Source organism: Streptomyces sp. SudanB182_2057 (assembly GCF_964272715.1).
In the GTDB taxonomy this organism is placed as follows: domain Bacteria; phylum Actinomycetota; class Actinomycetes; order Streptomycetales; family Streptomycetaceae; genus Streptomyces; species Streptomyces rubradiris.
On sequence record NZ_OZ186798.1, the window covers coordinates 5,633,994 to 5,660,215 of the forward strand.

A 26,222-nucleotide genomic window follows, 5' to 3' on the forward strand; every position below is an offset into this window, starting at 1 on the left:
TCCCGCATCACGCTGCGTGCGGGAGGCTCGCACGTGGCGGCACCCTTACGAGGAGGCATCAAGTGGTCGACGCGGATCAGACATTCGTCATCGTCGGAGGCGGTCTCGCCGGTGCGAAGGCGGCCGAGACGCTCCGGGCGGAGGGTTTCAGCGGACGGGTGATACTGATCTGCGACGAACGCGACCACCCCTATGAGCGCCCGCCGCTGTCCAAGGGCTATCTGCTCGGCAAGGAGGAGCGCGACAGCGTCTTCGTGCACGAGCCCGCCTGGTACGCGCGGCACGACGTCGAGCTGCACCTCGGCCAGACCGTGGACCGCATCGACCGCGCGGCGAAGACGGTCCGCTTCGGCGACGACGGCACCCTCGTCCGCTACGACAAGCTGCTGCTGGTCACCGGCGCCGAACCGCGCCGCCTGGACGTCCCCGGCACCGGCCTGGCGGGCGTCCACCACCTGCGCCGCCTCGCGCACGCCGAGCGCCTCAAGGGGGTGCTCCAGCACCTCGGCCGGGACAACGGGCACCTGGTGATCGCGGGCGCCGGCTGGATCGGGCTGGAGGTCGCGGCGGCGGCCCGGGAGTACGGCGCCGAGGTCACGGTGATCGAACCGGAGCCCACCCCGCTGCACGGTGTCCTCGGCCCGGAGCTGGGCAACGTCTTCGCCGAGCTGCACCGCGAGCACGGCGTCCGCTTCCGCTTCGGGGTCCGGCTCACCGAGATCGTCGGACAGGACGGCATGGTCCTCGCGGCCCGCACCGACGACGGCGAGGAGCACCCGGCGCACGACGTCCTCGCGGCGATCGGCGCGGCCCCCCGGGTGGCGCTCGCCGAGGCGGCCGGGCTGGAGATCGCCGGCCGGGCGGACGGCGGCGGCATCCTGGTGGACGAGCGGCTGCGCACCTCCGACCCCGACATCCACGCGGCCGGCGACGTGGCGTCCTTCCCGCTCGGGTTGTTCGGCACCCGGCTGCGGGTGGAGCACTGGGCGAACGCCCTGAACGGCGGTCCGGCCGCCGCGCGGGCGATGCTCGGGAAGGACGTCACCTACGACCGGGTGCCGTACTTCTTCACCGACCAGTACGACCTGGGCATGGAGTACAGCGGGTGGGCGCCGCCCGGTTCGTACGACGAGGTGGTGATCCGGGGCGACGCGGGCAAGCGGGAGTTCATCGCGTTCTGGGTGCGCGAGGGGCGCGTGCTGGCCGGGATGAACGTGAACGTGTGGGATGTCACAGAGCCGATCCAGAACCTGATCCGTTCCCGGGCCCAGGTGAACGTCGAGGCCCTGTCGGACCCGCACGTGCCGCTCGCCGGGCTCGTCCCGTGACCCCTGAAGGCACCGGGAGCCTCCCCGCGCCCCCGTAGAATTCATCCGTGGCAGGACGGATCAACGACGAGGACGTGAAGGCGGTACGGGACGCGGTCCCGATCGACGCCGTGGTCTCCGAGTACCTCCAGCTGCGCAACGCGGGCGGCGGCAACCTCAAGGGCCTGTGCCCGTTCCACGACGAGAAGTCGCCGTCCTTCCAGGTCAGCCCCAGCAAGGGACTCTTCCACTGCTTCGGCTGCCAGGAGGGCGGCGACACCATCACCTTCGTGATGAAGGTGGACCACCTCTCCTTCTCGGAGGCGGTCGAGCGGCTGGCCGCGCAGGCCGGCATCACGCTGCGGTACGAGGAGGGCGGGTACAACCCGGCCCACCAGCGCGGCGAGCGCATCCGCCTGGTCGAGGCGCACAAGATCGCCGCGCAGTGGTACGCCGAGCAGCTCGCCACCGGCGCCGAGGCCGAGACCGGCCGGATCTTCCTCGCCGAGCGCGGCTTCGACCAGGCCGCCGCCGTGCACTTCGGGGTCGGCTACAGCCCGCAGGGCTGGGACCACCTCACCCGCTATCTGCGCGGCAAGGGCTTCACCGACAAGGAGCTGATCCTCTCCGGGCTGTCCCAGGAGGGCCGCCGGGGCCCCATCGACCGCTTCCGGGGCCGCCTGATGTGGCCGATCCGGGACATCGGCGGCGAGGTCGTCGGCTTCGGCGCCCGCAAGCTGTACGAGGCGGACAACGGGCCGAAGTACCTGAACACGCCCGAGACGGCGATCTACCGGAAGAGCCAGGTGCTGTACGGCATCGACCTGGCGAAGAAGGACATCGTCAAGACCAGCAGCGCGGTGGTGGTCGAGGGTTACACCGACGTCATGGCCTGCCACCTGGCCGGGGTGACGACGGCCATCGCGACCTGCGGCACGGCCTTCGGCGGGGAGCACATCAAGATCCTGCGGCGGCTGCTGATGGACAACCGCAGCGCGCGCGTGATCTTCACCTTCGACGGTGACGCGGCCGGGCAGAAGGCGGCGCTGCGGGCCTTCGAGGACGACCAGAAGTTCGCCGCCGAGACGTACATCGCGATCGCCCCCGACGGCATGGACCCCTGCGACCTGCGGCTGGCCAAGGGCGACGAGGCGGTGGCCGACCTGGTCGAACCGCGCACCCCGCTCTTCGAGTTCGCGCTCAGGCAGATCGTGAGCCGGTACGACCTGGACACCCCGGCCGGCCGGGCCGCCGCGCTGGACGAGGCCGCGCCGGTCGTCGCGAAGATCAAGAACAGCGGCGCGCAGCACGAGGTCGCCGTGGAGCTGGCCGGGATGCTGGGCATCCTCGACACCCAGTTCGTGGTCCGCCGGGTCGCCCAGCTGGCCCGCTGGGCACGCGAGGGCGGCAGGGGGCAGCAGCCCTCCGACCGGCGCCGCCCGGACGAGCGGCAGTGGGCCGAGGCGCCGCGCCCGGCGACCTCCGGCCCGGCGCTGACCCTGCGCAACCCGGTCTACGCCGCCGAACGAGAACTGCTCAAACTCGCCCTCCAGCGGCCCGAGTTGGTCTCCCCGGCGTTCGACGCGTACGGCGTCGACGAGTTCACGGCGCCCCCGTACGCGGCCGTGCGGCTGGCCATCGCGGAGGCGGGCGGCGCGGAGTACGGCGTGCCCGACCCGCAGGAGTACCTGGTCCGGGTGCGCGAGGCCGCCCCGGACGACGCGGTCCGCTCCATGGTCACGGAGCTGGCCGTCGAGCCGATCCTGCGCCGCACGGTGGACGAGACCTACGCCGGCACGGTCCTGGTCCAGATCCGCCGCCGCGCCGTCGAACGCCGCATCCGCGACATCCAGTCCCAGATGACCCGCCTCGCCACCGGCGGCGACCCCGCCCAACTGGCCGCCGTCCAGAACGAACTGTGGGTCCTCCAGCAGTACGACCAGTCCCTGCGCGAACGGGGCGCGGAGGCGCTCTGACGCGATCCGGCCGTCCGCAGTTGCCGGTCGCATAGTCCGACGTGCCGCATAATCGGCCAGTCACCAGATGGATGCAAAAAGTCACCGCACGCCCCTCGTGGCGGTGTTGTGTCGTACCCCACACTGGGGGCGGTGCCCGAGCCTCGGAGCGCACGCTGCCGCTCGGCTTCGCAGCGATCATCCTGGAGGTCGCCCCCCGTGCAGACCCGGACCCTCGCCCAGACCGACAGCAGTGCCGGCGCCACCCCCGCCGACGGGGACGAGCCGGACGCGGAGACCGGCGTCCTCGTGGCCGTACCCCCGCAGGGCCGGGCCGGCCTCGATCCGGAGCCGGCCGCCGGGGAGGCGGTGGACGCGGAGGTACCGGACGAGCCGGACGAGCCGGACGAGCAGCCGGAGGCCGAGGTCCCGGTCGTCGCGCGGGCGGAGTCCGGCGGGCCCTCGGCCGACCTGTTCCGGCAGTACCTGCGCGAGATCGGCCGCATCCCGCTGCTCACCGCCGCCGAGGAGGTGGAACTCGCCCGCCGGGTCGAGGCCGGCCTCTTCGCGGAGGAGAAGCTGAGCACCACCCCCGACCTGGACAGCGAGCTGGCGCTCGACCTGGACCGGCTCGTCGTCATGGGCCGGATGGCCAAGCGCAGACTCATCGAGGCCAACCTGCGGCTGGTCGTCTCCGTCGCCAAGCGGTACGTCGGCCGCGGACTGACCATGCTCGACCTCGTCCAGGAGGGCAACCTCGGCCTGATCCGGGCCGTGGAGAAGTTCGACTACGCCCGCGGCTACAAGTTCTCCACCTACGCCACCTGGTGGATCCGCCAGGCCATGTCCCGGGCGCTGGCCGACCAGGCCCGCACGATACGCGTACCCGTGCACGTGGTGGAGCTGATCAACCGGGTCGTCCGGGTGCAGCGGCGGATGCTCCAGGAACGCGGCTACGATCCCACCGCGGAAGAGGTCGGCGCCCATCTCGACCTGACCCCCGAGCGGGTCCGCGAGGTGCTGCGCCTCGCCCAGGAACCGGTGTCCCTGCACGCCCCGGTCGGCGAGGAGGACGAGGTGGCCCTCGGCGACCTCATCGAGGACGGCGACGCCGCCAGCCCGGTGGAGTCGGCCGCCTTCCTGCTGCTGCGCGAGCACCTGGACGCGGTGCTGTCCACCCTGGGGGAGCGCGAGCGGAAGGTCGTACAGCTGCGCTACGGCCTGGCCGACGGGCGCCCGCGCACGCTGGAGGAGATCGGCCGGCTGTTCGGCGTGACCCGGGAGCGGATCCGGCAGATCGAGTCCAAGACCCTCGGCAAGCTCCGCGACCACGCCTTCGCGGAGCAGCTGAGGGGCTACCTGGACTGAAGGGGCCACCGGCCGGCGGCCCCTCCCTCGCGCCTAGTCCACCTCGGCCACGGCCTGCGCGAACTGCGCCTCGTACAGCCGGGCGTACGCCCCGCCGGACGCCAACAGCTCGGCGTGCGCGCCCTGTTCGACGATCGAGCCGTTCTCCATCACCAGGATGGTGTCCGCGTCCCGGATCGTCGACAGCCGGTGCGCGATCACGAACGACGTACGGCCCGACGCCAGTTTGGCCATCGCCTTCTGGATCAGCACCTCCGTGCGCGTGTCCACCGAGCTGGTCGCCTCGTCCAGCACCAGGATCACCGGGTCGGACAGGAACGCCCGCGCGATGGTGATCAGCTGCTTCTCACCGGCGCTGACGCCCGTGCCCTCGTCGTCGATCACGGTGTCGTAGCCGTCGGGCAGCGTCCGGATGAACCGGTCGGCGTGCGCGGCCCGCGCCGCCTCCTCGATCTCGCCGCGGGTGACCTCGCGCGCGGCGCCGTAGGCGATGTTCTCCGCGATGGTGCCGCCGAACAGCCAGGTGTCCTGGAGCACCATGCCGATCCCGGAGCGCAGTTCGTCCCGGGTCATCCGCCGGATGTCCACCCCGTCCAGGGTGATCCGGCCGTCCGAGACGTCGTAGAACCGCATGAGCAGGTTGACCAGGGTGGTCTTGCCCGCGCCGGTCGGGCCGACGATCGCCACCGTGTGCCCCGGCTCCACCGTCAGCGACAGGTCCTCGATCAGCGGCTTCTCCGGGTCGTACCGGAACGACACGTGCTCCAGGCACACCCGCCCGCGCAGCTCGGCCGGCCGCTCGCCCGGCACCGGGTCCGCCTCCTGCTCCTCCGCGTCCAGCAGCTCGAAGATCCGCTCGGCGGAGGCCACGCCGGACTGCACCAGGTTCGCCATCGAGGCGACCTGCGTCAGCGGCATGGAGAACTGCCGTGAGTACTGTATGAACGCCTGCACGTCACCGATCGACAGGGCGCCGGAGGCGACCCGCAGCCCGCCGACGACCGCCACCAGCACGTAGTTCAGGTTCGACACGAACATCATCAGCGGCTGCATGACGCCGCTGTTGAACTGCGCCTTGAACCCGGCCTGGTACAGCGCGTCGTTCTGCTCGGCGAACTGCCGCGCCGACTCCTCCTGCCGCCCGAACACCTTCACCAGGGTGTGCCCGGTGTACATCTCCTCGATGTGCGCGTTGAGCTTGCCGGTGGAGCGCCACTGCTGCACGAAGTGCGGCTGCGACCGCTTGCCGACCCGGGTGGCGACCACGAACGACAGCGGGACGGTGACGAGGGCCACCAGCGCCAGGATCCAGGAGACCCAGAACATCATCACCAGCACGCCGACGATGGTCAGCACCGAGTTGATCAGCTGGCCCATCGACTGCTGGAGGGTCTGCCCGATGTTGTCGATGTCGTTCGTCGCCCGGGACAGCACCTCACCGCGCTGGCGCTTGTCGAAGTACGACAGCGGCAGCCGCGACAGCTTGGCCTGCACGTCCTCCCGCATCCGGTGCATCGTGCGGTTCACGGCCCGGTTGACCAGCCGGGTCGCGACCGCCATCAGCAGGCCCGCGACCAGGAAGGTGCCGAGGGCGAGCAGCAGCACCTCTCCCACGGCTGTGAAGTCGATGCCCTTGCCGGGGGTGAAGTCGGTGCTCCTCAGCATGTCCGCGACCCGGCCCTCGCCGCGCTCGCGCATGGAGTCGAGCACCTGCTCCTTGGTGGCGCCGTGCGGCATCTCCCGGCCGATGAGACCGGCGAAGACCAGGTCGGTGGCGCGGCCGAGGATCTTCGGTCCGACCACGCTCAGGGCCACGCTGACGACCACGCACAGCAGCAGCGCGTAGATCGTCAGCCGCTCCGGCCGGAACCGCGCGACGAGTCGTCTGCCCGACCCCTTGAAGTCCATCGAGCGCTGGTCGGGCCCGCCGCCCGTCATGCGTCCCATGGGACCGGCCATCAGGCGGCCTCCGCTTCCGTCAGCTGGGAGAGCACGATCTCCCGGTAGGTCTCGTTGGCTGCCATCAGCTCGGCGTGCCGGCCGGTGCCGACCACCCGGCCCTCGTCCAGCACGATGATCCGGTCCGCGTCCCGGATGGTCGACACCCGCTGGGCGACGATCACCACGGTGGCCTCGGCGGTCTCCCGGGCCAGCGCGGCGCGCAGGGCGGCGTCGGTGGCGTAGTCGAGCGCGGAGAAGGAGTCGTCGAAGAGGTAGATCTCCGGGCGCTGCACCAGCGTGCGGGCGATGGCGAGCCGCTGCCGCTGACCGCCGGAGACATTGGTGCCGCCTTGCGCGATCGGCGCGTCCAGGCCGCCCTCCAGCCCGGTCACGAAGTCCTTGGCCTGCGCCACCTCCAGCGCGTGCCACAGCTCCTCGTCGGTGGCGTCCGGATTGCCGTAGCGAAGGTTGGTGGCGACCGTGCCGGCGAACAGGTACGGCTTCTGCGGGACGAGCCCGACGGTCTTCGCGAGCAGCACCGGGTCCATCTCGCGCACGTCCACGCCGCCCACCAGCACCTCGCCGTCGGTGGCGTCGAACAGCCGGGGGACGAGCCCGAGCAGCGTCGACTTCCCGCTGCCGGTGGAGCCGATCACGGCCGTGGTCCGGCCGGGCCGGGCGGTCAGGTCGATGGACTTCAGCACCGGCTCCTCGGCCCCCGGATAGCGGAAGCCCGCGCCCCGGATCTCCAGGTGCCCGTGGGAGCGCAGCCCGGTGACGGGGGCCGTCGGCGGCACGACGCTGGACTCGGTGTCCAGCACCTCCTGGATGCGCTCGGCGCAGACCTCCGCGCGCGGCACCATCATGAACATGAAGGTGGCCATCATCACGGACATGACGATCTGCATCAGATAGGCGAGGAACGCGGTGAGGTCGCCGATGGCCATCCCGCCGCTGTCGATGCGGTGCGCGCCGAACCACACCACCGCGATGGACGACAGGTTCACCACCGTCATCACGATCGGGAACATCAGGGCCAGCAGCCGGCCGGTGGCCAGCTGCATCTCGGTCAGCTCCGTGTTGGACCTGCCGAACCGCTCCTGCTCGTAGGAGTCCCGGACGAAGGCGCGGATCACCCGGTTGCCGGTGATCTGCTCGCGCAGCACCCGGTTGACCGTGTCCAGCCGGTCCTGCATCGACCGGAACAGCGGGCGCAGCCGGCGCACGATCAGGGTCACGGAGACGCCGAGCACCGGCACGACCGCGATCAGCACGGTGGACAGCGGCATGTCCAGGCCGAGCGCCAGCACGATGCCGCCCACGCACATGATGGGCGCCGACACCATCAGGGTGAACGTCATCAGGACCAGCATCTGGACCTGCTGCACGTCGTTCGTCGTACGGGTGATGAGGGAGGGCGCCCCGAAGTGACCCACCTCACGCGCGGAGAAGGACTGCACCCGGTCGAAGACCGCGCCGCGCACGTCCCGGCCGAGCGCGGAGGCGGTCCGGGCGCCGTAGTAGACGGCCCCGATGTTGCACACGACCTGTGCCAGCGAGATGCCGATCATCAGGGCGCCGAAGGACAGGATGTAGTCCGTGTCACCCTTCACGACACCGTTGTCGATGATGTCGGCGTTCAGGGTGGGCAGGTAGAGGGTCGCGCAGGTCTGGAGGAACTGGAACGCCACCAGGAAGGCGATGGGTTTCTTGTAGGGCCTGAGATAGGTCCGTAGAAGTCGTATGAGCACGCTACGTCTCTCGGAGTCGGCGACAGGGGCTGGTCGGTTGCCCTTGGCCCCTATCGTCGGACACTCCACCCGCGTTACCTCAACCGATTAACCCGAAGGTTTCTCCTCTACTGGCATGGGGTTTAGGGGAGTTAAGACCTGTTGTGCCTCTTACGGGCGGAATGCTCCCGGGTGGGTCTGCTCCCGTACCGCGGTGAACTGCTGCCGCACCGCCTGGCCCACGGCCAGTTCCTCGCCCGGCTCCAGCACCTGCGCCGCCGCGCCCTGCCAGGCCGGCGGGGTGCGCGGGTCCAGGGTGCCCTGCGACACCCCGAGCGCCCAGGCCGCCTGCCGGGCCGCGCCGATCGCCGCGTAGTCCGCCGGCTGCGGTACGACGACCTGCGCGCCGAACAGCGACGGCGCCGAGGCCTGCACGGCGGGCAGCTCGGCGGCGGCGCCCAGCAGGAAGATCCGGCGCACCTCCACGCCGCGCCCGCGCAGCACGTCCAGCGCGTCCGCCAGCCCGCAGAGCATGCCCTCGAAGGCGGCCCGCGCCAGGTGCTCGGGCTTCATCGACTCGCGCCGCAGCCCCGCGAGGGTGCCCGCGGTGTGCGGCAGGTTCGGCGTCCGCTCGCCCTCCAGATACGGCAGCAGCACCAGCCCGTGCGCCCCCGGTGTGGACTTCACCGCCAGCTCCGACAGGCTCTCCAGGTCCGGCAGGCCGAGCAGCTCGGCGGTGCCGCGCAGGGCCCGTACGGCGTTCAGGGTGGTGACCACCGGCAGGTACATGCCGGTGGCGTCGGCGAGCGAGGTGATCATCCCCGTCTGGTCGGCGAGCGCCTCCGGGTGCACGGCCATCACCGAACCGGAGGCCCCGAGCGACACCACCACGTCCCCGAGGCCCAGGCCCAGCCCGAACGCGGCGGCCATGGTCTCCCCGGTGCCGGCCGAGATCAGCAGCCCCTCCGGGGTGGTGCCGGCCGCCTCCGAGGGGCCGATCACCTCCGGCAGCACCGCCTGGTGGCCGAGCGCCAGCTCGACCAGGTCGGGGCGGTAGGCGCCGGTGGCCGCCGACCAGTACCCGGTGCCGGAGGCCCCGCCGCGGTCGGTGGTGCGCCGCAGCGGCCGGCCGAGCAGCTGCCAGACCAGCCAGTCGTGGGCCTGGAGCAGGACGGCGACGCGCTGGGCGTTCTCCGGCTCGTTCTTCGCCAGCCAGCGCAGCTTGGTGACCGGCTGGGCGGCCTGCGGCACACAGCCGACCGCCTGCGCCCAGGCCTCCCGGCCGCCGAGCGCGTCGACCAGGTCGGCGGCGGCGACCTGCGCGCGCTTGTCGCCGCCGACCAGGGCCGGGCGGACGGTATTGCCCTGGGCGTCCAGCGGGACCACGGCGTTCTGCTGGGTCGAGACCCCGATGGCCTGCACCCCCTCCAGCAGACCGCCGCCGGCCGCCTCCCCGAGGGAGAGCAGCCAGGCCTGCGGGTCGATGTCGCTGGGCCGGCCCTCCACCGGGTGCGGGGCGTACCCCTGTCGTAGTACGGCACCGGTGTCCGTGTCGCAGACCACGATGCGTGTGAACTCCGGTGAGCTGTCCAAGCCGGCGACTATCCCCATGCGGACGATTTTGCCGTACCGCCGCGCCCGGCCGGGCCGGAGGGCGCCCGAGGGGGAGGGGGGCCGTCGCGGGGCGGGCGCGGGCCGGGGGTCAGGTGGTGCTGCTGCCCCAGTCGTCCTCGCGGGTGCCGTGCCCGTTGCGCTCGCGGAGCGAGCGGACCCGGTGGGCCACCGACTCGGGGATCCGGTCGCCGACCGTGTGGAAGGCCTTGCCCGCGTAGACGCGGCCCTGCTGGGCGGCGGTCTCGGCGGTGTTGCGGACCGCGGGGTTCCGCGCGATCTGCCGGGCCGACTTCTTCAGCTGTTCGTAGCGCTCGCGTCCGGCCTTCGTGCCGAGTACGTATCCGAGGGCCAGTCCGGCGAGGAACGTGAGCCGGTAGCGCATGGCTGCCACCCTTCCCGTGCGTAGGTATCTGGTGCGGCGCTGGCGCCGAGGGTACCGATTGGCGGAGCACCCCCCTGCTTGCGCTAATGTATGTGTCGCAGCGAGCGACCGCCCCCTGGCGAATACCCAGGTAGGTACGTTCGATGCAAACGAGGCGATCCTCCGTAGCTCAATTGGCAGAGCAGCCGGCTGTTAACCGGCAGGTTACTGGTTCGAGTCCAGTCGGGGGAGCTTCGGTCCTCCGTAGCTCAATTGGCAGAGCAGCCGGCTGTTAACCGGCAGGTTACTGGTTCGAGTCCAGTCGGGGGAGCGCTGAACGAGGACCCCTCAGGGGTCCTTTTTCATGTCCCCGGGAACCGTCGCGCCCGCGCCGGTGTCCTCAAGGTCATGAGCGGCAGCGTGGAAGCCGACCAGCCGAGGCAGCAGATCGTATGAGCGGCTATGCTGCGGCAGACGGCGCGCACACTTGTACGCGACACGCCGCTATGGGGCGGTAGCTCAGCCGGTTAGAGCAGCGGACTCATAATCCGTCGGCCGTGGGTTCGAGTCCCACCCGCCCCACCCCAAGGTTCTCCCAGAGAACCGTTTCTACCTGCGGAAACGCGACAACGGGGGTCACCACTCCAAGGTGGGGACCCCCGTTCATCCGTTCAGATCAAGATCCAGGGGACACGCAGGGGACACGGGTCCGGTTCAGGGGACGCGGGGGCCTTCACGCCGCCTTCCGGCGCCCGTTCGAAGCTCGGCGGGCGGTCCGGGACGCTGCGGGCGGCAGGCCCGTCGGCAGCGCCCAGCCGTCCACGCCCGGCGCCTCGGATCGGGCGATCGTCAAGCGTGTGAGCGAGAAGTCGGCTCGCTGCTCCGCCGGGTAGCGATCGTTGAAGTTCTCAACCCGGACCAGCTCCAGGTCGTTCGCGGTGCAGTGGTCGCGTATCCACTTCACGGCCGCGTTGGCGGCGTCGTCCTGACCCCGGCCGGTGAGGCTGATCACACCGAGGAAATCGGAGCCGGGTTGGGTCTGCGCTCCAACGGCCCAGGTGTCCCCCGACTGCCGTGCGCCGTGGGCTAAGAAGACGGCGATGTCCCCCTGCCAGGCGCTCTCGGGGATCGCCAGCGCAGCGGCGCACCTCGAAGGGGACGTCACGGGGGACGACGGCCATGACCGACTCGGCCTCGGCCCGCAGCATCTCGGGCAGCACGCTGGTGTACGTATCCGAGGTGATCTGGCGCGACGAGTGACCCAGCTTCTCCTGGACCACCTTGATGTCGTTGCCGGCGAGCAGGGACAGGGTGGCCGCCAGATGGCGTAGGTCGTGCAAGCGGACCGGCGGGAGGCCGGACAGTTCGACGAGGCGGGTGAATCAGCGGGAGATCCAGTCGGGGTGCAGCGCCTCGCCGTTCTCGTGCGTCCACACGCGGCCGGTCTCGGCGTAGGTGTCCCCCCACTCCTGGCGCTTCTGTTCCTGCCTCGCGCGGAAGCTGATCAGGTTGTCGTTGGACTCCAGGCTCAGGGGCAGGGTGCGGACGCTGTCCGCCTTCGGCGCCTCGCCGTACAGCTGGTAGGCGACCTCCACGATCTGCTGGGAGATCCGCAGCCACAGGGCGTCGGTATTGACCTCTGTCCAGGGCAGCGCGGCCATCTCGCCGCGGCGGGGGCCGAGGAAGATGAAGGTGTGACACAGCTCGTGGAGCCAGTCGTCCTTGACGAAGTCGAGGAACTGGCCGGTCAGCTCTACCCCTCGTTGTTTCCCCCTTGACAGGCATTTCCCCCTCTGGATTCCCCTGGCAGGCTGCTCGCACAGGCGGTGCGATGGGCACATGACCACGTTCCTCAAGTCTGGTGACCGAGGCCGGCTGGAGCCGCTCTGGGGCGAGTTAGGCGGCCAGGTCTTGCCGAATCCGGTCCAGGGCATGGGCTGCGACGTCTCTGATCTCCGGCAGTCGACGGTGAGCTGCGCGCACGATGCGCTGCAACTGGTGGGGAAGGCGCTGGCGGACAGCTTCCTCGACGGCGGAGTGCAGGGACTGCGCCGCGCCGCCGCGGTCGTCGGCGGCCAGCCGTACCTGGGCCACGGTGATGAGTTCGATCACGCGCCACTGCGGGGCGACGGTGGTCGTCGGCACAGGGCTGCCCCGCTCGACCAGCTGTATGGCGACGTCCGTCCTGCCGGTCGACATCAACCCCCGCAATTGGATCTCGTGCAGGGCGTAGGGATTGAACAAGGACGTGTGCTCGGTCTCATAGAGGAGCTGCTCCGTCTTCCGCACCGTCTCGTCGAACAGCGGCTGGTTCCGGAGGGCGCCGGCCGCCCGAGCGAGCAGCGGGAGCACGGCTGCTTTCGCCTGATGGTGCGGTGCGAGGGCAGCCGCGTGTTGCAGTCGGTCGACGGCGGCGCCGTGGAGGCGGGTCTTGCGCAACTCGTTGCCGTGCATGCGCAACACGTAGGAGTTGAAGGCCGGGTCGCCGAAGTAGCGGGCGATGTCGATGCTCTTCGCGGTCCAGCGGGCGGCGGTGCTCAGTCGCTCTTCTGGCAGGACGTTGCCCAGGGCGACACCGAGGCCGGCGCGGGATCGGGCCAGGAGATGCAGGACTTCCCGTTCCGTGTGCCCGTCCTCCACGCGTTCTTCCAGTCGGGCGACCAGGGGCCAGAGCTCGGCGACGGCTTCCGAGGCGTGCCCGGACTGGCGGGCGATCTCGGCGAGACGAACCGTGGACTCACCGAACTGCAGCATGGCGCGGTGGTCGGTGTCGGCAGGATCGGTGACGCCGACGACGTGCGGCGGCAGACGCAGGATCTCGGCGATGTGTCGGCGGGAGCCGATGTCGTCGAGGCTCCGTTTGCCGAGTTCGAGGAGCGAGATGTACGTCTTGTCGTAGCCGAGGAGCTGCCCGAGTTCGGACTGGTTCATGCCGTGCACGGCGCGGTGAAAGCGCAGGATGGCCCCGAGATCGCGGGTGGCGAGGATGGCCTCGGCCTGCGGGGTTGCCCAGTGCCACAGGGTGTGTTGCGATCGCCGTGTCACCTTCACGCTGTCCATGGACGGTCACATACGTGCGTACCAGGCGGCGATGGACTGCTTGTATCCGTCTGGCATGGTCAGGCCGGACACTTCGTCGGCGGTGAACATGCCGAGCTGCTTGTGCTCGTGACTCACCACGGGGGTCACATCCGGGGTGAGGACGATGCAGCCGAAGGTGATGATCACGACTCGCCGATCCGGCATGGTCACGGGCAGGGGCTGGTAGATCCATACGTCCAGAAGAGGGCCGGCCTTGACCGCCCAGCCGGTCTCCTCCTCGATCTCCCTCTCCACTGCCAACTCTGGTGTTGTGTCGGACGGTTCGAGTCGGCCTCCGGGCAGCTCCCACTCCTCGCGTTCGTTCTTCAGCAGCAGTACGCGCCGGTGGCTGTCCACGGCTACGCCCTTGACGGAGACGGGCCAGGTGGGGGGCGTGTACGCCATCGCTCTCCTCGGATTGCACCTACGGCCGGGGCTGGTCGGAACGTAGCACGCGGCCGGCGGCTCGAGTTGGGTGTGGGCGAATTGCCCGAGTCGACAATCTGTCGCTTTACGCCCTGCCCAGTGGCGCCGAACAGTGGGGCGACTTCACCGCAGCCAAGGAGATCCGTGATGCGCCGAGCTCATGAGCCGTACGCCGACGTCTTCGTGCGTAACCGTGTGGATCTGACTGTGCTGGGGGCTGAGGAGGAGATCGCGGGCCGACTGCGGGAAACAGGCCTGGTCACCGTCGACGGTCTTGCTTCCCGTACGGCCGTGCTGGCCTTCGCAGTGCGGATCATGAAGCTCGTGCCGCACCGCGACAGCGACTCGGACGGCATCACCACGATTCGAGACACCCGTCGACACACGCTCCGGGCGGGATTTGCCGGGTTCGGCAACGGTGCGCTTGACCCGCACACCGAACGCTCCGGTACCCCCAATCCGCCCCGTCTCATGCTCCTCGTTTGTGGGCAAGCCGCCGAAACGGGTGGGGAATGCCTGCTCACCGACGGACAGGCTGTGCACTCGGACCTCTTCACCGGTGAGCGCGAGGCCGGAAGTGCGCTGGCGCAACCCCGCACCGCGTTCTTCGGGGCCGGAGATGGTCATGCCACACAGGTGTTCACCGTCCACGAGGATCTCAGGGTGTCCATGCGCCTGCGATGCGACAGGCTCGCGCGTTGGAACCCGATGGTCCAGCCCTACCTCCCGCACCTACGGGCGGCAGTCGCACGTCACCAGGTGCCTCTCGACCTGGCCCCAGGGCAGGGGTACCTGCTGGACAACGAACGCTGGCTTCACGCACGTCGCGCCTTCACCGGCGATCGGGTCTTCTGGCGTGCCCTTGGCCAGCCCCTGTTTCCCATGCCACGAGGGTTCGCCCCCGCCCCGGCCTCCGCCCGTACACCCATGTTCTCGGAGACAGGATGATGACGGAAGGAGCCCAGAAGCTCGCCACGGGAGCGATCACATCTCCCTCTGCAGCCGCAGACTGGGCTATGGCGGGCGAGGGCGGTTTCGAGGTCGACTTCAGTGACGGCTGACGTCGCCGTGCGGCTGCTGGGCGAGCGAGCCTCCGACGACCGCGAAACGTTGAGCGTAGTCCTCTACGCCCTTCGCCGCTCCCTCGCCGCCGAGGTGATCGATGAGCGGCTGTACGAAGGCCTGGAAGCCGTACTCGGCGAGTACGCCCACCCCGCCCCGCACCTGGTCACGGCCATCGCAACGCGGTTCTGTAAGGCGACAACCACATTCGTGGAGATCGTTCCTTACCTCTTGAGGCCGTACCCGGTCGACGAGATGCGGCTCCTGATCCACCTGAGCGCGGAGCACCCCCACCCCGATGACGCACCGGGCCACCTCCGACGGTTCGCCCTGGCCATCCTCGCCATCCTCGATCTGATCGGAGATACCGCCCCGTGAACAGCCATCCGGTCCCGCATGTTCGGCGTGCGCAGCCGAGAGGGATGAGCGGCGCTGACGGCACAGCCGGATCTTGAGCTCCTGGCCGGTCGCGTAGAACGCGGTGCCTGGCCAGGTCGTCCCGCACCACTTCATCGAATGAGGGAGAAGCACGACATGACGAACACCGCAACGCTCGACCGTTCCCGCACCCAGGCTGAGCCCGACGCCTTCGACCTGGACGTGACGCTGCTGGAGGTGACCGACGCCGCCGGGCTGACCAACCTGACCGACGACAACTGCGGCACCACCTGCGGCGCCTGCACCACCAACGTCGCCTGAACTGGGGGTCGCTGATCCTTCCCCCGGTCGGTGCCGCCGTGCCCCCGTGGCGCGGCGGCACCGACCGCCCGTCCCTCGTCCAGGAGGTAATGGTGGCCGCTCGTACCCCAGCGTTCCGAACTGGCACGATCGCTCTCGTACGCGCCGTCGCACGGCCGACGATGACCGTCCCTCCGTGCCCCGACCTCGGTGATCGGTCGCCGCGTGGATCGGCCGCCCGCATCGAGTGGCTGCGCACGGTGTGGGCGAACGACGATGTCGCCGAGACCCTGCGGCACGCCAGCCCAGTCCTGGCCGATCACGTGGAAGCCGTGTGCGCGGCCGAGAATCCCGTAGAGCGCGACGTGCGACGCGTGGCAATGTCTGTGGTTCGCTACCTGCTGCGCGCCGAACACCGGGCTACGCCTTTCGGGCTGTTCGCCGGAGTGACGGTCGCCAAGGTTGGGCCTCGGGCCGGCGCGGAGTGGGGTCACGGACACGTGGCAGTCGGCCGGGCGAGCGCCGAGTGGCTGACAGCGATCGTCGAGCGGCTGGAGAACTGCCCAGACCTGCTTCAACGACTCCCCGTGGTCGTCAACAACACCGTGATCACCCGCGGGGACCGGTTGATCGTGCCGTACCAGCCTGATGTCCACGACGATCGGACTCGTGCAGTGGAGGCGTCGTTGGCGCTGACCGAGCCGGTGCGCGCGGTTCTTGCCGCCACCCGGGCTCCGACCCCGATCGGTACGCTCGCGGATGAGCTCCTGGCCCGATTCCCGAGGGTCGGGCAGGAGAAGGTAGACCGGTTGCTGGTGGAGCTGGTCCGCCGCAAGGTGTTGATCACCAGTCTGCATGCACCGAGCACGGAGACCGACTCCCTGGGTCATCTGCTGAACCAGCTCGACGCCGTCGACGCCAAGTCCATCGTCTCGGTCGCCGAGACGGTCCGCGAGCTGCGCACGATCTGGCTCGGCTTGGAGAGGTGCGCCACGCGCGGGGGCCGTGACGCCGTCGCAGCGAGAATGCGTGCCCTGGTGCCGGGGCTGCTACGTCATCCACTCGCCCTGGACCTGAGGCTGGACGCGCGGGTGGTCGTTCCGCAGGAGGTGGCCCGGGAGATAGAACGCGCTGCCATGGTGCTGACCCGCGTCAGCACCCGCCCGTACGGGACCGCAGCCTGGGGCGCGTACCACCAGAGGTTCTACGAGCGGTACGGCATCGGCACGATGGTGCCGCTGCACGAGGTCGTCGCGGACAGCGGCATCGGCTATCCCGAGGGCTACCCGGGGACCGTGTCCGGGGCGCGCCGCCCTCGCATTTCCGATCGGGACGACGTCCTGGTACGGCTGGCTCAGGCCGCCGTGCTCGACGGCCGCGACGAGGTGGTTCTCACCGACGAACTGGTCGCGGCTATGGACGTCGGGCCCGAGCAGCCCCGGCTACCGCCGCACCTGGAAGTCGGCGTCCGGGTGCTCACCGCCGGCATCGAGGACTTGCAGCGCGGACAGTTCCGGCTGGAGATCACCAGCGTGTCCCGCGGTGCCGGCGTCTCCACAGGCCGGTTCCTCGGTGTGTTGGCTCCCGATGACCGTGACGCCCTGGCCGCAGAGCTCTCCGACCTGCCGACCGCCGACAGCAAAACCGTGCCCGCCCAGCTGTCGTTTCCGCCGCTGCTGCCCGAGAGCGCCCACGTCACCCGCACCCCGAGCGTCCTGCCCACCGTCATCAGCCTGCAAGAGCACCGCGCCCCGGGCGACGACGTGCTCATGCCGGAGAATCTGGCGGTGGGGTGCGACGGCCGCCGTATGTACCTGGCGGTGCCCGAGCGCGGTCTGCGAGTTGAGGCAGTCGGGATGCACGCGCTGAACCTGCACACGCACACCCCGCCCCTGGTCCGGTTCCTCACCGAGTTGTCCCGCGCCCAGTGTGCCCAGGTCACCGTCTTCGACTGGGGCGCCGCGGCGGCCATGCCGTTCCTGCCGCGCCTGCGGTACGGCCGCATCGTGCTCGCGCCGGCCCGCTGGCGGCTGGAAGCACCGGAGCTGCCCGAGCCGGCACGCCCCCGGGCAGAGTGGGACGCAGCACTGACCGACTGGCGGGCCCGGCGGCGACTGCCGCAGCGCGTCTACCTTGTCGAGGACGACCGGCGCCTGCTCCTCGACCTCGATCAGGCCGGCCACCGGACGCTGCTGCGCCAGCACCTCGGCCGCACTCCCTCGGCCGTTCTGGTCGAAACCGCGCCACCGGAGGCGTACGGCTGGTGCGACGGCCGCTCCCACGAGGCCGTATTCCACCTCAAGGCCACCCGGCCGCCGGCATGGCCGTCCCTGCCCGACCCCTCTCCGGCCCGCACTCTTTCCCCAGCCCAGATGCAAACCCCCGCCGCTTCCTCGGTCCTGTTAGCCACCCTGTATGGAGACCTCCGCCGCCAGGACACCCTGCTCGCCCGGCACCTGGCCGACCTACTCGGACGGCTCGGCGGCCCGCCGTGGTGGTTCATCCGCTTCCGGGACCCCCAGCAACACCTGCGGCTGCGCATCGCTCTGTCGCACCCGGATGCCTTCGCCGAGACAGCCCGCACGGTGAGCGCATGGGCGGACGAACTGCGCACGGCCGGACTGCTGGCCGACCTGCGCTACCCCACCTCCTATCGGGAAATGGGGCGTTGGGGATCAGGCTCCGCGTGGGACGCCGCCGAGGAGGTGTTCCGGGCGGACTCGCGCGCCGTCGTGGCCCAGCTCGCCCAGCGGCAGCGTCCCCAGCAGCGCGCCCTGGTGGCCGCGCACACCGTCGAGATCGCCTCCGCGTTCCTCGGCAGTACGGAGGCCGGGACGCGTTGGCTGATCGACCACATTCCGCCCAAGCCCCCGAAGTCGGTGCCGCGCCCGCAGTTCACCGACGCCGTACGGCTCGCCGACCCATCCTGCGACTGGGCGGCGCTACGCGGGGAGCCAGGCGGAGCGGCCATCGTGACAGCGTGGGCCGACCGCGCCCAGGCGCTCGCCGCCTACCGGACCCACCTTCCAGGCCCCGACACCCAGGGCATCGCCACCGATGACGTCTTGACCTCCCTGCTGCACGTGCACTTCGTGCGGCACGTCGCGGTGAACTTCCCCGAGGAAGAAGTCTGCCTCTACCTTGCGCGCTCCGCCGCCCTGGCCTGGACCGCCCGCACCACCGGGAGGACGTCGTGACGGCCCATGACGTGCTCGCCCTGGCCAATACGATCGCCGATTGCCTGGCCGACCCGGACACGGCACCGCTCGGGCCACGCACGGCGACGGCGGAACGGCAGCATCTCGCCTACGGCCTGCCCGGCATCGCGCTGCTGCACATCGAGCGGGCAGCGTCCGGCCTGGGGCCGTGGCAGCGTGCGCACGCCTGGCTCGCCGCTGCCGCGCAACAGCCGGTCACCGGCGGTCCCGACAGCTACCCCTTCTACGGGGCGCCCGCCTTCGCCCACGCCCTGGCCTGCGCCGCCGACCACCTGACCGGCTCGTACCAGCGCGCCTTGAACACCCTGGACCAACAGGTGGCCGCCGATGCGTGCCGTCGTCTGGCCACCGCGCACCGCCGCATCGACGCCGGACACCTCCCGGCGCTCTCGGAGTTCGACACGATCCGGGGCCTGGCCGGCTACGGCGCCTACCTCCTGCGCCGGAACGCCGCCAGCCCCACCGTGCGCACCGTTCTCGACTACTGCGTACGCCTCACCGAACCAGTCACCTACAAGGGAGAGGACCTGCCGGGGTGGTGGACGGAGACCGGCCCCTCGGGCCGTCCGGACGATCAGTTCCCCGACGGACACGCCAACACCGGCATGGCACACGGCATCGGCGGCGTGCTCGCGCTGCTGGCCCTCGCCGCCCGACGCGACACCCTCGTGGACGGCCACCACGAAGCCCTGCGCACGATCCTGGCGTGGCTGGACAGATGGCAGGAAGAGACCGACCACGGCCCGGTATGGCCGTACTGGGTCACCCGCAACGAGCTGCGCACCGGCCGCCTCACACCGGCCGCACCACGACGGCCATCATGGTGCTACGGCACCGCCGGCCTCGCCCGCGCCCAGCAACTCGCCGCGCTCGCCCTCGGTAACACCAGCCGCCAAGTCGAGGCGGAGAAGGCACTCGTGGCCGCCCTCACCGATCCCGACCAGCTCAAAGCCACGACGGACAGTGCCCTCTGCCACGGCTTCGCCGGCCTCGCCCACGTCGCTGCCCGCGCGGCCGACGACGCGCACCCCACAACCGTCGATCAGCTCCGCGACGCGATCCCGGCACTCCTGACGGCAGTCCACCCGCCGGGCATCGATCCCGAGCACGCCACCACGGTGCTCGTGCAGGACGAGGAACGGGGCCCAGGCCTTCTCGACGGCGTCGCCGGTATCGCCCTGGCACTTCTCGCTCCCGCCACCGCCACAGCGCCGCAGTCGGCCTGGGACACCTGCCTGCTCATCGCCTGACCGCACCGACAGATGGACACCCCTATGCCTCCGGATCACTGGCACCAGCACAACATCACCTTCGCCGACCGCGATGCCGCGAAACGGGTCATTGCCGAAGGGTTCGGTCCCACCCTGCTCGCGGCCCAGGACGCTGGGCAGCTCACCGGCTGGTGGTTCATGAACAAGCAGCCCTGGCCCCTGCGGTACCTCGCCCCCGAGCCGTCCCCGCTCGTCGAGTCACTGTTGAGCGACCTGGTCGGCGACGGCACGGTCGTATCGTGGCTGCCCGGCATCTACGAACCGGAGACCACCGCGTTCGGCGGCAGCATGGCCATGAAGGCCGCCCACGACCTGTTCCACGAGGACAGCCGCCACCTGCTCACCTTCCAGCCGGGGCCCGGACGGCTGGGCCGCAGGGAGACCGCTGTTCTCCTGCTCAGCGCCATGATGCGCGCGGCCGGCCTCGACTGGTTCGAACAGGGCGACGTCTGGGCGAAGGTGGCCGCACTCCGACCGGCCACCGAACCTACCGGTGCAGAGCGAGCCGCAGCCCTGGCCCCCGCGATGCGGAAGTTGGTGACCGTCGACGCCCACAGCCTGTGCCGCCCGAACGGCCCGCTCGAAGGGCACACCGAGTGGGTGGCCGCTTTCGAGCGGACCGGCACGACGCTCGCTCACCTCGCCAGCCGCGGGTATCTGGCCCGCGGTCTGCGGGCCGTCATCGCTCACCACCTGATCTTTCACGCCAACCGCGCCGGTCTCCCCCGGGACGACCAGCACGCCATGTCCCACATCGCACGAGAGGTAGTCATGGGATCGAGTGACAACACCGCGTCGCCCACCGAGGCAGCGTCCGAGACCGCTAGCGTCAGCGCGGTGAACACCGACACGATCGCCACCCCGGTAGCGGACGCCGAGCGGCTCCGCAACGCCCTGGTCGACCAGATCCGTGCGGAAGGGCACGCGCGCACGTCCGCCGTCGAAAACGCGCTCCGGACGGTGCCACGTCACCTGTTCGTGCCCGATGCGCCGCTCGAAGCGGCGTACGCCAACACGCCGGTGCACATCAAGTACGACACCGAGGGAACGTCGATCTCCTGCGCCTCCCAGCCGGGCGTCGTCGCCCTCATGCTGGACCAGCTGGAGGCACAGCCCGGCGAGCGGATCCTCGAACTCGGAGCCGGTACCGGATACAACGCCGCCCTACTCGCCCATCTCGTCGGCGAAAGCGGGCACGTCACCACCATCGACGTCGATGACGACCTTGTGGAAGGGGCGCGAGCGCATCTCGCCGCGGCCGGCTTCACCAACGTCGAGGCGCTGACCCGCGACGGCGCCCTCGGCCACGCCGAGGGAGCACCGTACAACCGGATCATCGCCACCGTCGGTGCCCACGGCGTTCCGCACGCCTGGCTCGACCAGCTCGCTCCCGGGGGTCGTCTCCTGGTCCCCCAACGCCTCAAGGGCAGCGTCTCGCGCTCGATCGCCTACGAGCAGCGAGACGGCCGCTGGCTCTCCGTCAGCAGCGAGATGAACACCTTCATGCCCCTCAGGAGCGGCATCGCCGACGACGACCGCCGTGTCATCCCGCTCAGCGCGGACGGTACGGTGCGCCTCCAGGCCCCCGCCGGGCAGCACATCGACGCCGACGCCCTGGCCGGCGTCCTGGACCAGCCCCGCACCGAGGAGTGGACCGGCATGATGGTTCGCGCCATGGAGTCGCCGGAGTGGATGGAGCTGTTCGTCAGCTGTTCCCTGCCCTCCGGCCTGATCCGGATGCTGTTCCCGCCCAGCGCCAAGGGCACCGTCCTCACCGACGATCCCTACCCCTCGTCGACCGCGGCCGTCGACAAGGGCGCCGTCACCTACCTCGCCCGCCGACTGTCCGACAAGAAGACCGCCGACGGCGGCAAGCTCTGGGAATTCGGCGTCATCGGCCACGGACCCGGCAGCGACGAACTGACTGCCAAGGTCGCCGACGCCATCCGCACCTGGGACCGCGAGTACCGCGGGCGTGAAGCCACCTTCGAGATCGAGTCCCTCGACGCCCCTGCCATCGAGCAGAGCCCCGGCCGCTTCTCCCTCGAGACCCCGCTAAACCGCATCGTCGTCGCCTGGCAGTGACGCCCGCAGACGGTGCCCGCCAGCTCAGCTGAGCACTGGCGGGCACCGTCACCCCCCTGCTCATCACCCTGTCCTCGGGGGAACCTATGGACCCGCACGGCCCCATAGCCCAGCGTTTCCCGCTCGTCGCGCGGTTCCGGCCCGCATGCCTCCCTCTGCCCGAGCGCGTGTCCGCACTCGTGGACCTCGCCGACACCGCAGTGCGCAAGGCCGACCAAGGGCTCGCCTCGGCGGTCTACAACCAAGCCGCGCTGATCGCCTCCGACATCGGTCTTCCCGAACTCGCGCGAGATCTGTGCCACCAACACGCTGCGGCCTACCTCCACGCCTGCCCCCTACCCGGCATGGCGGCGATCCGAGCCCTCGAACCCGTCGTCAACCTGGCCCGTCTACAGATCCGCGCGGGCCGCGCCGGCGACGGCCGCCAACGCCTCCTCGCGCTGTACGAAGCGGTCAGCGAGGGCACAGCCGCTCGGTTCGAAGACGTCGCTGTATCCGCAGAGCTCACAGCGTCTCCAGAGGATCGCCACGAGGTACGAGCGTGGCTGTGGCGCGTACTCCTCGCAGACGGCACACGCACCCTCACCACCGAAGGACGCTGGAGGGAGGCTCTGGCGCACATCGAAGAGCACCGTGGCGTGGGCAAACGGATGCTGGACGGCCGCCAGGTCGCAGTCCTCGCCGCCCTCACCACCGGCGACACGGTGCGCGCCGCCGACCTCCTCGCGGATACGGTACCCGGCGAACCGTGGGAGCAGGCCGTCACGGCATGCCTGACCGCACTGTGCCGCCGTGACGCTCGGCAACTGAGCGACACCTCAGCGCAGGACTTGGCGAGCACCTTCCGTGACTGGCAGGCCGAGCTCGGCATGACCGTCTTCGACATCCGGCTCGGCCTTACGACACTGGACGTCATCGGCTCCGTCGAGAACCCAGCAGCGCACCACCTCGCCGAAGACCTCGTTCGTCGGACAACGACAGCACGTGACGGATGCGCGGCCCGCGAGATCTTGGCGCACCCGCTGTTTGCCCAGCTCGTCACCAGGCAACAGGCGCAGAACTTGGACGATCTGGTACGTGCCTGTGCTCTGGGCTCGCGCTCCTTCCCTTCGCACTTGCAGCACGACCTCACCAACGCGTTGAGCAGGAGTGACGGAGTGATCCGGGACAGCCTCTAGCCGACGCTCGTCGTAGGAGCCTGCGCCAGCCCCGGTGTCCGACAGGCCCTCTAGCGTCGGCTGAATGGATCACAGGACCGACCGGAACACCCCCCGCCGCGTCGAGATCACAGCGCGGGGTGATCGACCCGACATCGAGATAGACGGCACTCGGGTCGACCCGAGTGCCGTCAAGGCGTATTCCGTCAGCCACTTCGCCGGGGAGCATCCAGAGGTCCTGTTGCACGTCGCGGACCGAGGCCGACACCCGCTGGTCCGGGATCGCCCGCGTCGCGGTGGCCGATCTGCCGGACCCCGGTCCTGCTGCGGCCGTCTTTCTGGACGCGATCGATCCGGAGGCCCTGGAGCGCGCTGCGCTGGCCCGCCCCGACCTCGGCACCGAGCCGTACTCGCTGACAAAGGCGATGCTCACCCAGCTGGTGGAGTGGGCTCGTGGCCTTTGACGTGGAGGGTGTGCGCCGAGTCGTCGGCCGCAGCCTGGACGATCAGCTGGAAGCATGGCGGGACAGCGCCGGCCGTGCGGATGACGTGCTGGACGAGATCACGGCTCCGCGCACGCTCCGCGCCGGGACCGTTCGGTTCGCGACGACCGGCCTCCCGTCAACCCCCTTCCGCGATTCAATGCCGTTGTGGCACGGGAAGCGGTGGGGTTCGGTGAGGGTGATCTGCGGGCGTTGGCGGGGGAGCGGTCCTTCGCGCGGGGGCTCGGGTATCTGGACGCGGTGAGAGGGCTGGAGGTGGGGGAGGGCTCGGTCACCGCCGTGGTGGACGGTACGGACGTCTACGAGGTGGAGCTCGTCCTCGGCGGGGACGAGGGGATCTCGGGGTGGTGCGACTGCCCGTACGGGCAGGAGGGCAACTTCTGCAAGCACTGTGTGGCGGTCGGGCTGACCGTGTTGCGGCGGGCCGGGACGGTCCCGCGGCAGCGGGCCGCGGCGCGGGCGCGGGCCTCCGGCCTGGAGGCGTGGCTTTCGGCGCTGTCGCGTGACGAACTCCTGGCGCTGGTGCGGGAGCAGCTCGCCGGGGACCGGGAACTGCGCCGGCGTCTGGAGCTGCGGGCGGCCGCCGCTCGCAGCGACCTCGGCCTGGTCCGGGACCGGATCACCGCCCTGATCGATCCGCGGCCGTTCGCCCGGTACGGGGTCATCGAGTACGCGGACGCCCCCGGGTACGCGCGGCAGGTCGCCGAGGCGGCGGGCGCCCTGCGTGCCCTGACCGCCGGAGGGCACGCGGAGCGGGCTGTCGGTCTGGCCGAGGAGGCCCTGCGGGCGCTCGGGGAGACGTACGGGGAGATCGACGACTCCGACGGCGTGGTCGGGCAGGCCGCCGCCGCGGTGGCCGAGGCACACCTGGAGGCCTGCCGGGTCGCACGCCCCGATCCGGGACGGCTGGCCGAGTGGCTGGTCGGCATGGCAGTGGACGACGTCGGCGTGCCGGACCTGGACCCCCTCGACTACGCCGACGTGCTGGGGCCGGCCGGGCTGGCCCGCACGCGGCGACTGGCGGCCGAGGCGCTGAAGCGCAGACCGTCCGGCTGGGCGGAGCGGGACCTGATGGAGCGCCTGGTGGAGGCGGAGGGCGATGTCGACGCGCTGGTCGCGCTGTACGCGCGAGAGCTCGATCCGTCCGGTGCCACCCATCTGCGCATCGCCGAGGCACTGGAGTCGGCGGGCCGCGCGGACGAGGCGCTCGAATGGGCGGAGCGCGGACTGCGGGACCGCGCCGCCGAGGCGGACGTCGACGGGCGGCTTGTCGACCATGTGTGCTCCCGGTACGCGGACGCGGGGCGGGCAGCCGACGCGGTGGCGGTGCGCCGGGACCGGTTCCGTGCCGAGCGGTCCCTGGCCGCCTACCGGCGGCTGCGCTCCGCCGCCCGCGCGGCCGACCGCTGGACGGCCGAGCGCGCGGCGGCGCTGGCCGCCCTGGGCGAGGACGCCCGTCGTGAGCGGGGCGGCCGGTACGGCGGGCCGGTGCTGATCGACGCGCTGCTCGACGACGGTGACCTGGACGCCGCCTGGCGCGCGGCGGCCGGCCACGCGGACGACGGGCAGTGGGAACGCCTGGCGGACCTGTCGCGCGAGACACGTCCGGCCGAGGCGCTCGGCGTGTACCTGCGGCTGGCCGAGCGGGCGAAGGAGCCGACCGGCGACCGCGCCTACGAGCACCTCGCACGGCTGCTGGCGGGTGCCCGTGACTGCCACCGCGCGCTGGGGACCGAGGACGCGTTCACCGGGTATCTCGCCGGCCTGCGCGCGGAACTGGGGCGCAGGCGGAAGCTGATGAGCGTCCTCGACCGGCACGGGTTGTGAGGGCGGGCCCGCCGCCCGGCGGGTGTCAGCCCTTGCGGGGGGAGAAACTGCCGCCGACGTCGCCGGAGGCCCTGCAGTCCAGGTCGCGGTAGCGGTCGACGAAGGTGCCGGTGATGGTGGCGAACGCGTCGTAGGTCTGGTCCAGAGGCAGGTCCTCGCCCACCCTGAACCGCAGCTGCACATGGACGGACTCGCGGGGCTTCAGCGTCTTCGGGCCGGGGAGGGCGCCGCGGGCCCTGCCGTCGGCCGAGCGCAGTGTCTTCCAGACGCGCTGCGAGGTGTCCCAGTACTGCAGGTCGGAGTACGGGCTCAGGTCGCGTTCGCCTTCGTTGTAGATGTAGCTGCCCACCTGGGCGCGGAGTTCGAACGACCGCAGTTCCTTCGCCGACGCGTTGGTGATCGTGGCGGTGAAGGTCGTCCAGCGGGTGCCGAGAGCGACCGTCTTGGGGACGCCGAAGGAGCGGCCCACGAAGGTGTTGTTGTGGTACTGCCCCCAGGCGGTGTCGACGTCGTAGCACGTCGGGATCTGGTCGGCGGGGGCCGCCTGGGAGGCGGGGGCGGCGGCCATCGCCACGGGGAGCAGGGCGGCCGTCGCGGCCGAGAGGGACAGGGCGCGGCGCAGTTTCATGGTGATCTCT

At 70.7% G+C, this 26,222-nt stretch carries 21 protein-coding genes, 3 tRNA genes and 1 pseudogene; 15 read left to right on the plus strand and 10 right to left on the minus strand.

All coding sequences use genetic code 11. The annotated features are described in order from the left end of the window. The first annotated feature begins 62 nt into the window (after nucleotides 1–62). The 3 genes from ACSURM_RS24865 to ACSURM_RS24875 all read left to right on the plus strand — a co-directional run bounded on the left by ACSURM_RS24865 (nucleotide 63) and on the right by ACSURM_RS24875 (nucleotide 4,630). A complete protein-coding gene (locus ACSURM_RS24865) occupies nucleotides 63–1,328 on the plus strand; it encodes an NAD(P)/FAD-dependent oxidoreductase (protein ID WP_436957971.1) in 1,266 nt (421 codons plus the stop codon). 47 nt (nucleotides 1,329–1,375) lie between these two features. Further along, nucleotides 1,376–3,283 (plus strand): DNA primase, encoded by a 1,908-nt coding sequence (gene dnaG, locus ACSURM_RS24870; protein ID WP_436957972.1) that lies wholly within the window; start codon nucleotides 1,376–1,378, stop codon nucleotides 3,281–3,283. A 198-nt stretch (nucleotides 3,284–3,481) separates the two neighbouring features. Beyond that, the gene (locus ACSURM_RS24875) at nucleotides 3,482–4,630 is read left to right on the plus strand and encodes an RNA polymerase sigma factor (RefSeq protein WP_436957973.1); all 1,149 of its coding nucleotides are present in this window, start codon (nucleotides 3,482–3,484) and stop codon (nucleotides 4,628–4,630) included. A gap of 33 nt (nucleotides 4,631–4,663) precedes the next feature. Here ACSURM_RS24875 and ACSURM_RS24880 read toward each other — a convergent pair whose 3' ends face one another. The 4 genes from ACSURM_RS24880 to ACSURM_RS24895 form a co-directional block, all read right to left on the minus strand. After that, the gene (locus tag ACSURM_RS24880) at nucleotides 4,664–6,589 is read right to left on the minus strand and encodes an ABC transporter ATP-binding protein (RefSeq protein ID WP_436957974.1); all 1,926 of its coding nucleotides are present in this window, start codon (nucleotides 6,587–6,589) and stop codon (nucleotides 4,664–4,666) included. After that, on the minus strand, nucleotides 6,589–8,322 hold the full coding sequence (locus ACSURM_RS24885) for an ABC transporter ATP-binding protein (protein WP_436957975.1): 1,734 nt from the start codon (nucleotides 8,320–8,322) through the stop codon (nucleotides 6,589–6,591). Before ACSURM_RS24885 ends, ACSURM_RS24880 begins: the two co-directional genes overlap by 1 nt. A gap of 150 nt (nucleotides 8,323–8,472) precedes the next feature. Then, entirely contained in the window at nucleotides 8,473–9,912 is a 1,440-nt protein-coding gene (locus ACSURM_RS24890; protein WP_436957976.1) for an FGGY family carbohydrate kinase, read from the minus strand. Between the two features lie 91 nt (nucleotides 9,913–10,003). Next, complete coding sequence (locus tag ACSURM_RS24895) at nucleotides 10,004–10,297, minus strand: YtxH domain-containing protein (RefSeq protein ID WP_436957977.1); 294 nt, start codon at nucleotides 10,295–10,297, stop codon at nucleotides 10,004–10,006. 158 nt (nucleotides 10,298–10,455) lie between these two features. On the opposite strand from ACSURM_RS24895, the gene ACSURM_RS24900 reads away from it, so the two are divergent. The 3 genes from ACSURM_RS24900 to ACSURM_RS24910 all read left to right on the plus strand — a co-directional run bounded on the left by ACSURM_RS24900 (nucleotide 10,456) and on the right by ACSURM_RS24910 (nucleotide 10,858). Then, nucleotides 10,456–10,528, plus strand: a tRNA-Asn gene (locus ACSURM_RS24900). Nucleotides 10,529–10,534: 6 nt separating this feature from the next. Then, nucleotides 10,535–10,607 (plus strand) — tRNA-Asn (locus ACSURM_RS24905). A 177-nt stretch (nucleotides 10,608–10,784) separates the two neighbouring features. Next, nucleotides 10,785–10,858 (plus strand) — tRNA-Ile (locus ACSURM_RS24910). Nucleotides 10,859–11,009: 151 nt separating this feature from the next. Here the strand turns inward: ACSURM_RS24910 and ACSURM_RS24915 are convergent. The 5 genes and pseudogenes from ACSURM_RS24915 to ACSURM_RS24935 all read right to left on the minus strand — a co-directional run bounded on the left by ACSURM_RS24915 (nucleotide 11,010) and on the right by ACSURM_RS24935 (nucleotide 13,762). Next, nucleotides 11,010–11,441 (minus strand): hypothetical protein, encoded by a 432-nt coding sequence (locus ACSURM_RS24915; RefSeq protein WP_436957978.1) that lies wholly within the window; start codon nucleotides 11,439–11,441, stop codon nucleotides 11,010–11,012. Nucleotides 11,442–11,502: 61 nt separating this feature from the next. After that, nucleotides 11,503–11,646, minus strand: a pseudogene (locus ACSURM_RS24920) (tyrosine-type recombinase/integrase); the annotation flags it as partial. Between the two features lie 12 nt (nucleotides 11,647–11,658). After that, the gene (locus tag ACSURM_RS24925; protein WP_436957979.1) at nucleotides 11,659–12,117 is read right to left on the minus strand and encodes a hypothetical protein; all 459 of its coding nucleotides are present in this window, start codon (nucleotides 12,115–12,117) and stop codon (nucleotides 11,659–11,661) included. A 55-nt stretch (nucleotides 12,118–12,172) separates the two neighbouring features. Further along, nucleotides 12,173–13,336 carry a helix-turn-helix domain-containing protein gene (locus ACSURM_RS24930; protein WP_436957980.1) on the minus strand — a complete coding sequence of 388 codons (1,164 nt, stop codon included), beginning with the start codon at nucleotides 13,334–13,336 and terminating at the stop codon, nucleotides 12,173–12,175. Between the two features lie 6 nt (nucleotides 13,337–13,342). After that, nucleotides 13,343–13,762 carry an NUDIX hydrolase gene (locus ACSURM_RS24935; protein WP_436957981.1) on the minus strand — a complete coding sequence of 140 codons (420 nt, stop codon included), beginning with the start codon at nucleotides 13,760–13,762 and terminating at the stop codon, nucleotides 13,343–13,345. 168 nt (nucleotides 13,763–13,930) lie between these two features. Between ACSURM_RS24935 and ACSURM_RS24940 the strand changes: the two genes are divergently transcribed. The 9 genes from ACSURM_RS24940 (at nucleotide 13,931) to ACSURM_RS24980 (ending at nucleotide 25,584) form a co-directional block, all read left to right on the plus strand. Further along, nucleotides 13,931–14,731, plus strand: coding sequence for a TauD/TfdA family dioxygenase (locus ACSURM_RS24940; RefSeq protein ID WP_436957982.1), 801 nt, complete (start codon nucleotides 13,931–13,933; stop codon nucleotides 14,729–14,731). Between the two features lie 102 nt (nucleotides 14,732–14,833). Continuing rightward, nucleotides 14,834–15,223, plus strand: a complete 390-nt coding sequence (locus ACSURM_RS24945; RefSeq protein ID WP_436957983.1) for a DUF6415 family natural product biosynthesis protein — start codon at nucleotides 14,834–14,836, stop codon at nucleotides 15,221–15,223. Between the two features lie 156 nt (nucleotides 15,224–15,379). Next, the gene (locus ACSURM_RS24950) at nucleotides 15,380–15,544 is read left to right on the plus strand and encodes an FxLD family lanthipeptide (RefSeq protein ID WP_391338827.1); all 165 of its coding nucleotides are present in this window, start codon (nucleotides 15,380–15,382) and stop codon (nucleotides 15,542–15,544) included. Between the two features lie 221 nt (nucleotides 15,545–15,765). Then, complete coding sequence (locus tag ACSURM_RS24955; RefSeq protein ID WP_436961178.1) at nucleotides 15,766–18,720, plus strand: lantibiotic dehydratase; 2,955 nt, start codon at nucleotides 15,766–15,768, stop codon at nucleotides 18,718–18,720. Continuing rightward, complete coding sequence (locus ACSURM_RS24960) at nucleotides 18,717–19,991, plus strand: lanthionine synthetase C family protein (protein ID WP_436957984.1); 1,275 nt, start codon at nucleotides 18,717–18,719, stop codon at nucleotides 19,989–19,991. Before ACSURM_RS24955 ends, ACSURM_RS24960 begins: the two co-directional genes overlap by 4 nt. A 24-nt stretch (nucleotides 19,992–20,015) precedes the next feature. Further along, nucleotides 20,016–22,097: a methyltransferase, FxLD system gene (fxlM, locus tag ACSURM_RS24965; protein WP_436957985.1), complete on the plus strand. Its 2,082-nt coding sequence runs from the start codon at nucleotides 20,016–20,018 to the stop codon at nucleotides 22,095–22,097. An 86-nt stretch (nucleotides 22,098–22,183) separates the two neighbouring features. Continuing rightward, complete coding sequence (locus ACSURM_RS24970; RefSeq protein WP_436957986.1) at nucleotides 22,184–23,275, plus strand: hypothetical protein; 1,092 nt, start codon at nucleotides 22,184–22,186, stop codon at nucleotides 23,273–23,275. A gap of 275 nt (nucleotides 23,276–23,550) precedes the next feature. Next, nucleotides 23,551–23,718 (plus strand): hypothetical protein, encoded by a 168-nt coding sequence (locus ACSURM_RS24975; protein ID WP_436957987.1) that lies wholly within the window; start codon nucleotides 23,551–23,553, stop codon nucleotides 23,716–23,718. 186 nt (nucleotides 23,719–23,904) lie between these two features. After that, nucleotides 23,905–25,584 carry an SWIM zinc finger family protein gene (locus ACSURM_RS24980; RefSeq protein WP_436957988.1) on the plus strand — a complete coding sequence of 560 codons (1,680 nt, stop codon included), beginning with the start codon at nucleotides 23,905–23,907 and terminating at the stop codon, nucleotides 25,582–25,584. Between the two features lie 25 nt (nucleotides 25,585–25,609). On the opposite strand, the gene ACSURM_RS24985 is transcribed toward ACSURM_RS24980, so the two are convergent. Beyond that, complete coding sequence (locus ACSURM_RS24985) at nucleotides 25,610–26,212, minus strand: hypothetical protein (RefSeq protein WP_436957989.1); 603 nt, start codon at nucleotides 26,210–26,212, stop codon at nucleotides 25,610–25,612. Between the last annotated feature and the right edge of the window lie 10 nt (nucleotides 26,213–26,222).

Coding starts and splice junctions, on each gene's coding strand:
- ACSURM_RS24880 (WP_436957974.1), bottom strand. CDS start 6,589: ATGGCCGGTCCCATGGGACGCATGACGGGCGGCGGGCCCGACCAGCGC.
- ACSURM_RS24890 (WP_436957976.1), bottom strand. CDS start 9,912: ATGGGGATAGTCGCCGGCTTGGACAGCTCACCGGAGTTCACACGCATC.
- ACSURM_RS24895 (WP_436957977.1), bottom strand. CDS start 10,297: ATGCGCTACCGGCTCACGTTCCTCGCCGGACTGGCCCTCGGATACGTA.
- ACSURM_RS24925 (WP_436957979.1), bottom strand. CDS start 12,117: ATGTGCCCATCGCACCGCCTGTGCGAGCAGCCTGCCAGGGGAATCCAG.
- ACSURM_RS24930 (WP_436957980.1), bottom strand. CDS start 13,336: ATGGACAGCGTGAAGGTGACACGGCGATCGCAACACACCCTGTGGCAC.
- ACSURM_RS24935 (WP_436957981.1), bottom strand. CDS start 13,762: ATGGCGTACACGCCCCCCACCTGGCCCGTCTCCGTCAAGGGCGTAGCC.
- ACSURM_RS24940 (WP_436957982.1), top strand. CDS start 13,931: ATGCGCCGAGCTCATGAGCCGTACGCCGACGTCTTCGTGCGTAACCGT.
- ACSURM_RS24950 (WP_391338827.1), top strand. CDS start 15,380: ATGACGAACACCGCAACGCTCGACCGTTCCCGCACCCAGGCTGAGCCC.
- fxlM (WP_436957985.1), top strand. CDS start 20,016: ATGCCTCCGGATCACTGGCACCAGCACAACATCACCTTCGCCGACCGC.
- ACSURM_RS24970 (WP_436957986.1), top strand. CDS start 22,184: ATGGACCCGCACGGCCCCATAGCCCAGCGTTTCCCGCTCGTCGCGCGG.
- ACSURM_RS24985 (WP_436957989.1), bottom strand. CDS start 26,212: ATGAAACTGCGCCGCGCCCTGTCCCTCTCGGCCGCGACGGCCGCCCTG.